At 30.6% G+C, this 14,037-nt stretch carries 12 protein-coding genes; 11 read left to right on the plus strand and 1 reads right to left on the minus strand.

What is annotated here, in order from left to right:
* Positions 1–16: 16 nt before the first annotated feature.
* The gene (locus tag C1I91_RS08330) at positions 17–1,330 is read right to left on the minus strand and encodes an IS4 family transposase (RefSeq protein ID WP_128212463.1); all 1,314 of its coding nucleotides are present in this window, start codon (positions 1,328–1,330) and stop codon (positions 17–19) included.
* 596 nt (positions 1,331–1,926) lie between these two features.
* On the opposite strand from C1I91_RS08330, the gene C1I91_RS08335 reads away from it, so the two are divergent.
* From C1I91_RS08335 to neuB, 11 genes are all read left to right on the plus strand, one after another.
* Positions 1,927–2,742, plus strand: a complete 816-nt coding sequence (locus C1I91_RS08335; protein ID WP_128212464.1) for a flagellin N-terminal helical domain-containing protein — start codon at positions 1,927–1,929, stop codon at positions 2,740–2,742.
* A 268-nt stretch (positions 2,743–3,010) separates the two neighbouring features.
* Positions 3,011–3,826, plus strand: coding sequence for a flagellin N-terminal helical domain-containing protein (locus tag C1I91_RS08340; protein ID WP_128212465.1), 816 nt, complete (start codon positions 3,011–3,013; stop codon positions 3,824–3,826).
* A gap of 347 nt (positions 3,827–4,173) precedes the next feature.
* Entirely contained in the window at positions 4,174–4,989 is an 816-nt protein-coding gene (locus C1I91_RS08345; protein ID WP_128212466.1) for a flagellin N-terminal helical domain-containing protein, read from the plus strand.
* Between the two features lie 358 nt (positions 4,990–5,347).
* Positions 5,348–6,163 carry a flagellin Hag gene (hag, locus tag C1I91_RS08350; RefSeq protein WP_128212467.1) on the plus strand — a complete coding sequence of 272 codons (816 nt, stop codon included), beginning with the start codon at positions 5,348–5,350 and terminating at the stop codon, positions 6,161–6,163.
* A gap of 690 nt (positions 6,164–6,853) precedes the next feature.
* Positions 6,854–8,563: a motility associated factor glycosyltransferase family protein gene (locus C1I91_RS08355; protein WP_128212468.1), complete on the plus strand. Its 1,710-nt coding sequence runs from the start codon at positions 6,854–6,856 to the stop codon at positions 8,561–8,563.
* The gene (locus C1I91_RS08360; protein ID WP_128212469.1) at positions 8,556–8,927 is read left to right on the plus strand and encodes a DUF8042 domain-containing protein; all 372 of its coding nucleotides are present in this window, start codon (positions 8,556–8,558) and stop codon (positions 8,925–8,927) included. The genes C1I91_RS08355 and C1I91_RS08360 overlap by 8 nt, the downstream gene beginning before the upstream one ends.
* A 67-nt stretch (positions 8,928–8,994) precedes the next feature.
* Complete coding sequence (locus tag C1I91_RS08365) at positions 8,995–9,978, plus strand: NAD-dependent 4,6-dehydratase LegB (RefSeq protein WP_128212470.1); 984 nt, start codon at positions 8,995–8,997, stop codon at positions 9,976–9,978.
* A gap of 37 nt (positions 9,979–10,015) precedes the next feature.
* On the plus strand, positions 10,016–11,182 hold the full coding sequence (locus C1I91_RS08370) for a LegC family aminotransferase (protein WP_128212471.1): 1,167 nt from the start codon (positions 10,016–10,018) through the stop codon (positions 11,180–11,182).
* Positions 11,183–11,198: 16 nt separating this feature from the next.
* A complete protein-coding gene (locus C1I91_RS08375) occupies positions 11,199–12,251 on the plus strand; it encodes a nucleotidyltransferase family protein (protein ID WP_128212472.1) in 1,053 nt (350 codons plus the stop codon).
* A 48-nt stretch (positions 12,252–12,299) separates the two neighbouring features.
* Positions 12,300–13,025 carry an acylneuraminate cytidylyltransferase family protein gene (locus C1I91_RS08380; protein WP_128212473.1) on the plus strand — a complete coding sequence of 242 codons (726 nt, stop codon included), beginning with the start codon at positions 12,300–12,302 and terminating at the stop codon, positions 13,023–13,025.
* Positions 13,009–14,034 carry an N-acetylneuraminate synthase gene (gene neuB, locus C1I91_RS08385; RefSeq protein ID WP_128212474.1) on the plus strand — a complete coding sequence of 342 codons (1,026 nt, stop codon included), beginning with the start codon at positions 13,009–13,011 and terminating at the stop codon, positions 14,032–14,034. The genes C1I91_RS08380 and neuB overlap by 17 nt, the downstream gene beginning before the upstream one ends.
* Positions 14,035–14,037: the final 3 nt, after the last annotated feature.

A 14,037-nucleotide genomic window follows, 5' to 3' on the forward strand; every position in this document is an offset into this window, starting at 1 on the left:
TTATATTAGCATAAATTTATGCTACTCTATATATGAAGCTAACTGCCGATTTGGTTTTGACTTTGCGAGGGTCTTTTCTGCCATTTCGAACAGGTAATATATTTCTTTTAATTAGTGCTTCAACATTAGGAGGTGAAGCTACATTACTACATCTGAAATATTGCATACAAACTGCTATGGCCATAGTGAAATTAACTTGATAGCTGTATTTTCTGTTTTTCTGTTGTACAACTACCTGTGTTGTTATTATTTCACAAAAGTTATACATGGTGAGTCTTGCAAATATCTCTTGTATGATGTAGTCCGCCTTTTTAGAATGAAAACTTGTTAACCCAATGGCATACTTTAATTCTCTAAATGATGTCTCAATTCCCCAACGCATGTGGTATATTTCTTTAAGATTCTCTATTGAAAACTCTTCTTTGCTAAGATTAGTAATAATAACTTCGTAAGTGTTGTCTGATATTGGAAATCGAACAACTCTAAAGTTTACCGGATAAGTTCCTTTATCTTTAACTGGAAGATAATCAAACCTTTGATTAGCAGGCATAAACTTATATTTTTCAGGATGTGCCTTTATATCATTAGTTTGACGTCTAGTCAGCAAAATACTATGCTCTATATCAAATGTTTCATCATTAGGTATAGATATTCCTGATACTATTCCATTACTATGTATATCTTTAACTCTTATAACATAATTCCAATTTTTCTTTATGATATGTTCAAAGACATTATAACTTTCGTATCCACGGTCGGCTATTATTATAGTTTTATCATTAATATTAGAGCGATCTACCATGTCAATTAATGCCTGAAATTCATTTTCTTCTCTACCTGATTGAATAACTGCATCCATATATGTTCTACTACATAAATCATACATAGCATTTAAGTGAAGAAGGTTATATCCTTTTGAATTTTCAGTAGCTTGAAAATGATTTTTTTCATCTTTAGGATTATGTGCAATACATAAATCTGAACCATCAACTGCCAATAATCGATAGCCATTATAATATTTAGGGCTTACTGCTAATGATGTAAACTTACTAAAAAGATAATTAAGTGCTTCAGGGAGAATCTTTTTGCGCTGCTGAACGAACGCGGAGCAAGTGGCTGATTCAGTATCATATGAAAAGTATTTTAGAAGCTCAAGGTTTAAGCTACTGCCTCCAATAGAAAGTAAAATATTTAGCATCTCTTTAAAATTCAACTTTCTATTTCTAGTGAAATCCTTATCGGGGTCGTTGACAAATAACCATGAGTATTCATGCATTTCCTTTAATACCGTATCTAATTTATTCTTTATAAAATCTGCATATTCGTTCATGAGCGAACCTCCTAAAAAACATTATATTTAAGGGGCTTCGCCACATTTTTCTAACTATTTGTCAAGCTTTTTCTAATATTTTGATAAAAATTAGTATATGTAAATTGTTATACAAAAAAAGAACAGGTATGTATTTGTAAACATACTCTGTTCCATAACTATAATATTTATTTCTTAACTTAATGACATTGAGATTTTCTCGGCTTTTTATTTTTGATTAAGAAAATATAAGATTTTTAACTCAACTAATCCTCAGAATTTAAAAAATTATAAATATATAAATTCCCAAACACATGAAGTTAAAAATATAACCTATTCACATATCAGGTCTACTATATGAATTTCGATAGATAGATTGAATTGGATAACCGCCAAAGAAGGTCAGATTAGTAAGTTTTTATACAATAGAATATTTAGGATATATAGTATAATATTTTAATAAGATTTTTATATAAAAAATTATAAAAAAATATAAAGTAGAAAATAAAAAATTCGATTAAATATATATAGGTCATTAAATGATTTTAGCCTGTATGACTTAATTATTTAAAATAGTGCACAGGGAAGTGCACTTTAAAATCAAGGAGGTAGTTTTCATGATAATCAATCACAATCTTAATGCTATGAATGCACATAGAAATATGGCAATCAACACAGGTGCAGCAGGAAAGTCAATGGAAAAGCTAAGCTCAGGTCTAAGAATAAATAGAGCTGGAGATGACGCTGCAGGACTAGCAATATCAGAAAAGATGAGAGGTCAAATCAGAGGACTTGATCAAGCATCAAGAAATGCACAAGACGGTATATCATTAATACAAACAGCAGAAGGTGCATTAAATGAAACACACAGCATTCTTCAAAGAATGAGAGAACTAAGTGTACAAGCTACTAATGATACAAACGTATCAGCAGACAGAAGCCAAATACAATTAGAAGTATCACAATTAAAGAATGAAATAAACAGAATAGCTAGCCAAACAGAATTCAATACTAAAAAGCTTATCAATGGAGATGCTTCAAATGTAGTGTTCCAAGTTGGGGCTAATAGTGGACAAACTGTAGCTTTAAAGATAGGAAATATGGATGCTGCATCATTAAGCGTTAATAATATTGATGTTACAACAGCTGCAGCTGGAATTACACCACAAATTGACACAATACAAAAAGCAATCGATAAGGTATCAAGTGAAAGAGCTAAGCTAGGATCATACCAAAACAGATTAGAGCACACAATAGCTAACTTAGATACATCATCAGAAAACTTACAATCAGCAGAAAGCAGAGTAAGAGACGTTGATATGGCTAAGGAAATGATGAACTATTCAAAGAACAACATACTACAACAAGCAGCTCAAGCAATGCTTGCGCAAGCTAACCAACAACCTCAGGGAGTTCTTCAGCTTCTAAGATAATAAAAGTGAAAAGTCGAGAAATTCTCGGCTTTTTATTTTTATAACAGAGATAAGAGGAGAATGTGTAAGTGTATAGAGATTGAAAGTAAGGTGCAACTGATTTCTTAATGTAATAAAAAATATAAAAAAATTAAGAAAAATATTAAAGTAATAAAAAAATATGTCGATTATAAAGTATACGTAATAAAAAATGCGTATAAGTCAAAAAGACTTAAATATAAAGTAGTGCACAGGGAAGTGCACTTTAAAAATCAAGGAGGGACTATCAATGATAATTAATCACAATCTTAATGCTATGAATGCACATAGAAATATGGCAATCAACACAGGTGCAGCGGGAAAATCAATGGAAAAATTAAGCTCAGGTTTAAGAATAAACAGAGCTGGAGATGACGCTGCAGGACTAGCAATATCAGAAAAGATGAGAGGTCAAATCAGAGGACTTGATCAAGCATCAAGAAATGCACAAGATGGTATATCATTAATCCAAACAGCAGAAGGTGCATTAAATGAAACACACAGCATTCTTCAAAGAATGAGAGAATTAGGTGTACAAGCTTCAAATGATACAAATGTAGCAGGTGATAGAAGCCAAATACAATTAGAAGTATCACAATTAAAGAATGAAATAAACAGAATAGCTAACCAAACAGAATTCAACACTAAGAAGTTGATTAATGGAAGTGCTGCAAATGTAGTATTCCAAGTAGGAGCTAACCAAAACCAAACAGTAACATTAAAGATAGCAACAATGAATACTTCAGCTTTAGGTGTTAATGGTATTGATGTTACAACAGGTGCAGCAGGAATTACACCACAAATTGACACAATACAATCAGCAATCGATAAGGTATCAAGTGAAAGAGCTAAGCTAGGATCATACCAAAACAGATTAGAGCACACAATAGCTAACTTAGATACATCATCAGAAAACTTACAATCAGCAGAAAGCAGAGTAAGAGACGTTGATATGGCTAAGGAAATGATGAACTACTCAAAGAATAACATACTACAACAAGCAGCTCAAGCAATGCTTGCACAAGCTAACCAACAACCACAAGGGGTTCTTCAATTATTAAGATAATTATTAATTTTTCTTAAGGGGATTCCCAGGTTAAAGGAGTAATCTTAAACTTGTATTAAGATTACTCCTTTTGTAGTATATTCCAGAAATACACTTTTTAAAACTTTGGTAAACGATTACTGATTGTAAAGAGTTCGATTGATGTGATACTTAATGAATTTTAAGTATTATAAATTTAAACGTAAAATGTTCTTAATTTTATATTTATTTTTCTAGAGTAGTTAAGTAGCAGATAAATAACACGATTATTAAGTATGACAAATTAAATTTGAGTATAAGCCTAATAAGGTTTATCTATAAATTAGTGCACAAGGAAGTGCACTTTAAAAATCAAGGAGGGACTATCAATGATAATTAATCACAATCTTAATGCTATGAATGCACATAGAAATATGGCAATCAACACAGGTGCAGCAGGAAAATCAATGGAAAAATTAAGCTCAGGTTTAAGAATAAACAGAGCTGGAGATGACGCTGCAGGACTAGCAATATCAGAAAAGATGAGAGGTCAAATCAGAGGACTTGATCAAGCATCAAGAAATGCACAAGATGGTATATCATTAATCCAAACAGCAGAAGGTGCATTAAATGAAACACAGAGCATTCTTCAAAGAATGAGAGAACTAAGTGTACAAGCTTCAAATGATACAAATGTATCAGCAGACAGAAGCCAAATACAATTAGAAGTATCACAATTAAAAAATGAAATAAACAGAATAGCTAGCCAAACTGAGTTCAATACTAAAAAATTAATAAATGGATCAGCAAATGGAGTAACTTTCCAAGTTGGAGCTAATAGTGGACAAACTATAAAGCTTACGATTAAAGCTATGGACGCTTCTGCGTTAAATGTAAAATCTATTAATGTAATGAAATCTGCACAATCAATCACTGGGCAAATTGATACAATACAAACAGCAATCGATAAGGTATCAAGTGAAAGAGCTAAACTTGGATCATACCAAAATAGATTAGAGCACACAATAGCTAACCTAGATACATCATCAGAAAACTTACAATCAGCAGAAAGCAGAGTAAGAGACGTTGATATGGCTAAGGAAATGATGAACTACTCAAAGAACAACATACTACAACAAGCAGCTCAAGCAATGCTTGCACAAGCTAACCAACAACCACAAGGAGTTCTTCAATTATTAAGATAGTAATAACTTTCTTTAATTGAAAATCTTATAGCATTTCACATAAGATTAACTTCAATCATGATAAAGGACCAATTTCTTTGTAAAAGAAATTGGTCCTTTAATTTTAGCTGCATAATAGCATCTACTAAATAAGTCATTATTATTTTTATATAAAATTCAGAATCTTAAAGGCAAAATTATAAATAATGTTTTGTTTATAAAGAATTTTCGTAAAATTCAGTTTTTATATCTTAGAGCTCTTAAGTAACAAGAAAAAATATCGATTATTAAGTATAGGTAATTAATAATAAGTTTTATAGGACTAATTATAAGAGTAGTACACAAGGAAGTGTACTTTAAAATCAAGGAGGGAACAAATATGATAATCAATCACAATCTCAATGCAATGAATGCACATAGAAATATGGCAATTAACACAGGTGCAGCAGGAAAATCGATGGAAAAACTAAGCTCAGGTTTAAGAATAAACAGAGCTGGAGATGACGCTGCAGGGTTAGCAATATCAGAAAAGATGAGAGGTCAAATCAGAGGACTTGATCAAGCATCAAGAAATGCACAAGATGGTATATCATTAATCCAAACAGCAGAAGGTGCATTAAATGAAACACACAGCATTCTTCAAAGAATGAGAGAATTAGGTGTACAAGCTTCGAACGATACAAATGTAACAGCAGACAGAAGTCAAATACAACTAGAGGTGTCACAATTAAAGAATGAAGTAAATAGAATAGCAAATCAAACAGAATTCAATACAAAGAAATTACTTGATGGAACAGCAGCAGGAGTAACTTTTCAAGTTGGTGCAAATAGTGGACAAACAATAAAATTATCAATTGGAGCTATGAATACTTCGGCTTTAGGGGTAAGTAGTATAGACGTTACAACCAGTGCGGCTGGAATTACAACACAAATAAATACTATACAAACAGCAATTGATAAAGTTTCAAGCGAAAGAGCTAAATTGGGATCATATCAAAATAGATTAGAGCACACAATAGCTAACTTAGATACATCATCAGAAAACTTGCAATCAGCAGAAAGCAGAGTAAGAGATGTTGATATGGCTAAGGAAATGATGAACTACTCAAAGAATAATATACTACAACAAGCTGCTCAAGCGATGCTTGCACAAGCTAACCAACAGCCACAGGGAGTTCTTCAGCTTCTAAGATAATATCAGTAAAAAGTCGAGAGTTTCTCGACTTTTTTATTTTCTAAAATATAGTTTTGGGTATTTTATTACAATGATTATTTTTCAGAAAGTAGAAAAAAATGTTTTTATAAATAAAAAATAGTAAAGTAATGAGAGAATATACCGATTATTAACTATAGATAATAAATGATTTTATGTTATAAAATTTTTAATTAATATAGGTAAAAAACAAGTGCTATAATAGTTTCATGGTTTTCATAATTATAAATGTAGTAGCTTTATGAATTTGAAAGTTGTCTATACATAATATAAATGTTAACAATGAATACATATCTACTAAAGGTTAATACTATAATCGAGATATTTCCCGTAGCCTTACCAGATAAAGCTATAAACTATTTACAGAGTTAGTCTAGGATAGAAGAGGAAGTTTTAGCAATACAAATTTTATCAAGAACAGTTATATATACACTGAAAGGTGAAGAAAAATAAAACTAGTCAAAATAATATGAAGATTTGAGTTGTATAGCGTAAACTTTAGAGTAAGGCAAGGAGATTTATAGTCTAATATATTCAGTGAAAATATGATTATTTAAGTAAAGTATATAAGTAAAGTATAATTGCAAGTGGTTCTTCAACTTTTAAGATAATAATAAATGTTATAAAGAGTCAAGAGCTTCTTGACTCTTTTTTTAAAAGAAAGGTGTAAATATGATAATCGAAAAAAGCTTTGATAATAAAGAGATCATAAAGTTAGAGATTGGTAGTAGAAAAGTTTACTTGGGAAGTAAATACAATATGACAAGAGAAGTGGAGAAATTTAAGAATGCTTTAAGTCAAATAAACAAACATTATCAAGTTATTGTATTTGGAGCGGCTGGAGGAACTTGGATTAGTGAGGTGCAGGAAGAATTTAAAGAGCGAGAAGTTCTTTTTGTTGAGCCACTTGATGAGCTGAAAGAGCAATTAAGTAAAAATATATCTGAATTTAATAATATACAAGTCATTTCTTTAGAAAGTGATAACTTTCAAACTGATTTGAAGAAAGCTATTAATAAAAGATTTGTCCAATTTTTAGTGTTCTCAAACTATGATTTAATTTTCCCTAAGGAAGGGTACGATCTTAAAAATGGTATCAAAGATGATATAACAGATAAGACTATAAATGAAAATACAAAAGTGGTCTTTTCTAAGGATTGGTTTAAAAATTACTTGAAAAATCTGCCGGTTGTAACTAGAAGCGAGAGGTTGGATAAATACAAATCAATTTTCAGTAAAAAACCAGCTATAATAGTTTCTGCAGGACCTTCACTTGAAAAGAACGTACAATTACTTAAAGGAAATGAAGATAAGTTTATTATTATTACTGGTATTAGAACACTAAGCACTTTAAAAAAGGAAGGAATAAAAGCAGATTTTGCATGTGTAATTGATGGATCAGAAGCGATGTATAACGTCTCAAAAGATGCGTTAAATGAAGAAACTCCATTGTTTTTCTCTGAATCCGCAAATTATAAAATAATGCGTGAATATAAAGGTAAAAAGTTGTACTTTACTTCTCCAAACTATATAGATTTAAATATTAAACTAGGCAATTTCAGTACGGACCTAGTTTATCAAGGAGGTTCAGTAGCTCATTCCTGTCTTGCTATAGCTGAGTATTTTGATTGCGATCCTATAGTTTTTATAGGGCAAGACTTAGCTTATACAAACAATCAAATTCACTCTAAAAATGCTACAATCAAGGGAGAGCAATTAAAAGCTGACAATTTTGATTTTTACGTTAAAGATATATATGGTAATGATGTACCTACTACATATTCACTAGATAGCTTTAGAAAAAACTTTGAGGATTTTATCAAATGTTACAATGAAAGAACTTATATAAATGCCACAGAAGGTGGGGCTAATATAGAAGGAACTTTGATAAAAACTCTTAAGGAAGTTATAGATGAAAGCAACAGTACAATAGACAAAAGTTGTATATATACATATGATAGACCGGATATTAATACAGAAATAATGCTAAATGAATTGAAAAATAATTTCAAGGAATTATTAAAGCTTAAGAGATTTGCAAAAGAAGCTATCTTAGAAAATGATAACTTAGTTCATAATTATTCTACTAATAATAAAAGATTTAAAAAAGGGCTTGAAAGATTAGATTATATAGATAATCTATATAAAGAAAAAAAAGATCAGTTCCTTTTAATAAATTCGCTATTTGCGCCGATAATTAAAGAAATAGATGTACAATTCTATGATGAAAAGGTTGGCAATTATGAGAGTGAATTAGAACATGTAAAATTTATTGCTGAAAAAGGTAAGTCGCTTTATAACAATGTAGAAGAATGCATAGATTTTGCGGCGCCATATATAAATGATGCAATAAAAGCATTGGAGGGTATTATAAGTGAATAATTATGAAAGTTTAGAAATTGCAATTGAAGCACATGAATATTGTGAAAAGCTATATAGTGGAATGGGAAGTTTAGTTAACAATATTAATGATAGAAATTTAGATGACTTAGAAGTATACTTTAAAAATATATTATCTGGGTTTAATTGGGTTATGGAAGTAATCATCTTATTAAGAGATTTACATAAAGAAAATATTGATTTGGCTATTACTCAGAAAAAAATAAGTGAATACAATGAAGCTTATAATAATTTAGATTTATTATTACTAAGTGATATAATTGAGTATGAAATGATGCCTGAAGTTGAAATGGCGTATAACCTTCTTTCAGAAACAATAATGAGATTACAAAACACTAAACAATAACTTATATTGACCTACTTGTACTTTGAAAAGTTTTATTAAAATTTGTTTTATAAAAGGAGATTAAGTGATGACTAAAAAAGTTTTAGTAACAGGAGCGGATGGATTTATAGGAAGCCATCTCACAGAAATGCTATTAGAATCAGGTTATGAGGTTAGAGCTTTTACATATTATAACTCATTTAACTCTTGGGGTTGGTTAGATACATTAGATAAAAATAAACTAAGTGAAATAGATGTGTTTGCAGGGGATATAAGGGATCCTAATGGAGTTAGAAATGCTATGAAAGATATAGATGAAGTCTATCACTTAGCAGCATTGATTGCAATTCCATTTAGTTATCATTCACCAGATTCATATGTAGATACCAATATAAAAGGAACACTTAACGTGTTACAAGCATCTAGAGATTTAGGAGTTAAAAGAGTACTTGTTACTTCAACTTCAGAAGTTTATGGAACAGCAAGATATGTACCGATAGATGAAAATCATCCGTTCCAAGGACAATCTCCATATTCTGCTACTAAAATAGGTGCAGATAGATTAGCAGAATCATTTTATAGAAGTTTTAATACACCGGTAACAATAGTGAGACCATTTAATACATACGGACCTAGACAATCTGCTAGAGCAATAATCCCTACAATAATAACTCAGCTACTTGCTGGAAAAGAAGAAATTAATTTAGGTTCTTTAACTCCAACAAGAGATTTTAACTATGTAAAAGATACAGCAAAAGGTTTTATAGAAATAGCAAAGTCTGATAAAACTGTTGGAGAAGAAATAAACATAGCTACACAAAGAGAGATTTCAATAGGAGATTTAGCACAAGAGCTTATAAACCAAATAAATCCTAATGCTAAGATAGTTTGTGACCAGGAAAGAATAAGACCAGCAAAAAGTGAAGTAGAAAGACTACTTGGGTCTAATAAAAAGATAATGGAATTAACAAGCTGGAAGCCAGATTATACATTTGAGCAAGGATTGGCAGAAACTATTGAATGGATTAAGAAGAACTTAGATAGATATAAAGTAGACATTTATAACGTATAGAGAATATATTGAGTTTGTAGTTAAAGGAGCAATAGATATGGGTAAATTTATTCCACTTTCAGTGCCAAATTTGAAAGGTAAAGAACTTGAATATGTAACAAAAGCTGTAGAAGATGAATGGGTTTCTACAGGGGGAGAGTTTATTAATAAATTTGAGAATAATATGGCTGAATACCTTAATGTTGAAAAAGCAGTTGCTTGTCAAAGTGGAACTGCAGCTCTGCATCTAGCATTAATATTATCAGGTGTAAAGCATAGTGATGAAGTAATAGTGCCAACTCTAACTTTTATCGCTGCAGTAAACCCAGTAAAATATATTGGTGCAAATCCTATTTTTATGGATTGTGATGATACTCTTACAATGGACCCTAATAAGCTAGAAGAATTTTGCAAAGAAAAATGTAATATTAAAAATGGAATATTAATTAATAAAGAAACTGGAAATGCTGTAAAAGCTATAGTATTAGTACATGTTTTCGGAAACTTAGCTGACATGGAAAAAATAATGAAAATTGCTAATGATTATAATCTAAAGGTTATAGAAGATTCCACAGAAGCACTAGGTACATACTATACTGAAGGTTGTTTTAAAGGTAAGTTTGCTGGAACAATAGGAGATTTTGGTGCTTATTCATTTAATGGCAATAAGATAATAACTACAGGAGGAGGTGGTATGCTCGTAGCTAAAGATGCAAAAGATGCGGATAGAGCAAAGCACCTCTCAACTCAAGCTAAAAGTGATGGATTATATTATATACATGATGAAATAGGCTTCAATTATAGAATGACTAATCTTCAAGCTGCGATGGGTGTAGCTCAGCTTGAAAGACTAGAAGAATTTATACAAATAAAGAAGGAAAATTATAAACTGTATAAAGCTGAGATAGAAGCTATATCAGGATTAAGTATTATGGATTTTAGGCCAGGTATAAGGCCAAACTATTGGTTTTATTCTTTATTAATTGATTCTAAGGTATATCCATTAAATAGAGATCAATTGCTAAAACATCTTGAAGACAATGGAATACAGACTAGGCCGATTTGGGGGCTGATAAGCGATCAAAAACCATACTCTGAATCTCAAACTTATAAATTAGAACTCAGTAAATATTATATAGAACACATTTTAAATATACCTTGTAGTAGTAGCTTAACAAGAGAGGATGTTATTACAGTTATAGAATTTATAAAACAAGTGAAGTAAGGACGGTGAAAATCTCATGAGCTTGACAGAATTAATAGTTGATGAAGAGATAACTATACGAGAAGCGATTAGAAGATTAGATGTAAGTGCTAAGAAAATACTGCTCATCGTTGATGGAACTAAGCTTAAAGCTGTGCTAACTGATGGTGATATAAGAAGATGGATTTTAAAGAATGGCGACTTGCAATATCCAATTAAGGAAATAATGAACGTGAATCCTATTTTTCTAAATACTAGAGATAAAGAAAAAGCTAAAGAATTAATGAGAGAACATTTCATAGAAGCAATTCCTTTAGTGGATGATAATGATAATCTTCAGTCATTAATATTTTGGAATGACGAAAATGACGAAAAGTTAAATTTCTTTACTAAACTTGATACTCCTGTTGTAATAATGGCTGGTGGTAAGGGAACTAGATTATATCCGTATACAAAAATTTTACCTAAGCCACTTATACCAATTGGTGAAACACCTATAGTTGAAAGAATAATAAATAAATTTAACGATTTTGGCTGTAGTGATTTTTATCTTACTGTTAACTACAAGAAAAATATGATTAAATCATATTTTAATGATTTAAATAAAGAATATAATGTTATTTTTGTTGAAGAAGACAAACCATTGGGTACTGGAGGAAGTCTTTATTTGCTAAAAGATACTTTAGATAAAACTTTTTTTGTTTCTAATTGTGATATTTTAGTTGAAGCTAATTATTCAGATATCCTAAAGTTCCATAAGAAAAGGGGAAATAAGATAACTATGGTAACTTCATTAAAATGTTTTAGAGTTCCTTACGGAGTGATACATTTGAATCGGGATGAAACTGTAAATAAAATAGAAGAAAAGCCAGAACACACATATTTAGTAAATACAGGTTTGTACATAATGGAGCCAGAAACTTTAAACGATATACCTGAAAACCAATTTTATAATCTTCCAGATTTGTATGAATATTATATGAAAAATGGAGAAAAGGTTGGAGTTTATCCTATTAGTGAGGGTTCATGGATGGATATGGGGCAAATTGATGAAATGAATGAAATGATGAAAAAGTTAGGTGTAGATTAGTAGCCCTTTATATTAGTATTTTTTTATATGCGAAAGGGGTAATAAAGATTGATAGGAAATAATAAGATTGTTGCGATAATACCTGCAAGAGGTGGATCTAAAGGGATTCCGAGAAAGAATATAAAAGAACTAAATAAAAAGCCTTTAATTGCATATTCAATTGAAGAAGCCTTAAAGAGTAAATATATAGATCGAGTTATAGTTTCTACAGAAGACTTAGAGATTGCAAATATTTCTAAGTCTTTTGGTGCTGAAATTCCTTTTATGAGACCTGATGCACTTGCGAGAGATAACACTCCTGGAATTGAGCCGATTATCCATTGCATCGAATATTTAAGAGAAGTAGAGAAATATGATGTTCAATATATTATATGTTTACAGTGTACTACACCTTTAAGAACTTCAGTTCAAATTGATGAAGCTATAGAAAAGATAGTAAATTCAAACAATGATTCACTAGTAAGTGTAACTGAAAGTGAGATTAGCCCATTTTGGATGAAGAAAATAGTAGATGATAAATTAGTAGATTTTATTGAGGATAGTACTTTTTATGCGAGAAGACAAGATGCGCCTGAAGTTTATACATTAAATGGTGCCATATATATAGCAAAGACAGAATTACTTCTTAAAAATAGAAACTGGTATACTGAAAATACTCTTTCATTTATTATGGACAGAGTTTCTTCAATAGATATAGATGACTTGATTGATTTTAAGTTTGCTGAATTTTTATTAAACCATAAGGAGAACTTTAAAGATGAAGATATCATTTAAAGAAAACAGAAGCTTTATAATAGCAGAGGCTGGAGTAAATCATAACGGTGATATAGCAATAGCAAAGATGCTTGTTGATGTAGCAGTGGATGCAAGTGTAGATGCAATAAAGTTCCAGACTTTTAAATCAGAAAATTTAGTTACTAAAAGTGCTCCAAAGGCAAACTACCAGTTAGAGACAACTGGTGATGGTACACAGATGGAGATGTTAAAAAAGCTAGAATTGTCATTAGAAGATCATATAGAATTAAAGAAGTACTGTGAGCAGAAGAATATTTTATTTTTATCAACTCCATTTGATTTAGAAAGTGTAGACTTACTCGAAAAGATTGATATACCTTTTTATAAAATTAGTTCAGGAGATCTAACTAATACTCCAATGCTAAAATACATTGCTAAGCTAAATAAAACAATGATAGTTTCTACAGGCATGGCTAATTTAAGTGAAGTTGAGCAGGCTGTAAATGCTATAAAGAGCTGTGGAAATCAAGATATTATTCTATTGCATTGTACTTCGAATTATCCTACGAAATATGAAGAAGTTAATTTAAATGCTATGAATACATTAAAAAATGCATTTAAGTTACCGGTTGGATACTCTGATCATACAGTTGGAATGGAGGTGCCAATTGCGGCTGTTGTAATGGGAGCAGTGGTGATTGAAAAACATTTTACTTTAGATAAGAAAATGGAGGGACCGGATCATAAGGTTTCTTTGGAACCTCAAGAACTTAAAAATATGGTTCAAAGTATAAGGAATGTGGAAGTTTCATTCGGTAATGGAATAAAAGAATGTGGAGAAGATGAGAAAAAAAGTAAACTTGTATCAAGAAAGAGTATAGTGGCTAAAAGAGATATAAAACTAGGAGAAACTATTACATTAGAAATGCTAGATTTTAAGAGACCTGAAAAAGGATTGCCACCAAGTATGGTAGAATTAGTTGTTGGAAAGAAAGCTATAATAGATATATGTAAAGATGAATTAATTGAATTTAATAATATTAGGTGAGAT

The organism is Clostridium manihotivorum (assembly GCF_004015185.1).
Classification (GTDB): Bacteria; Bacillota; Clostridia; order Clostridiales; family Clostridiaceae; genus Clostridium_AR; species Clostridium_AR manihotivorum.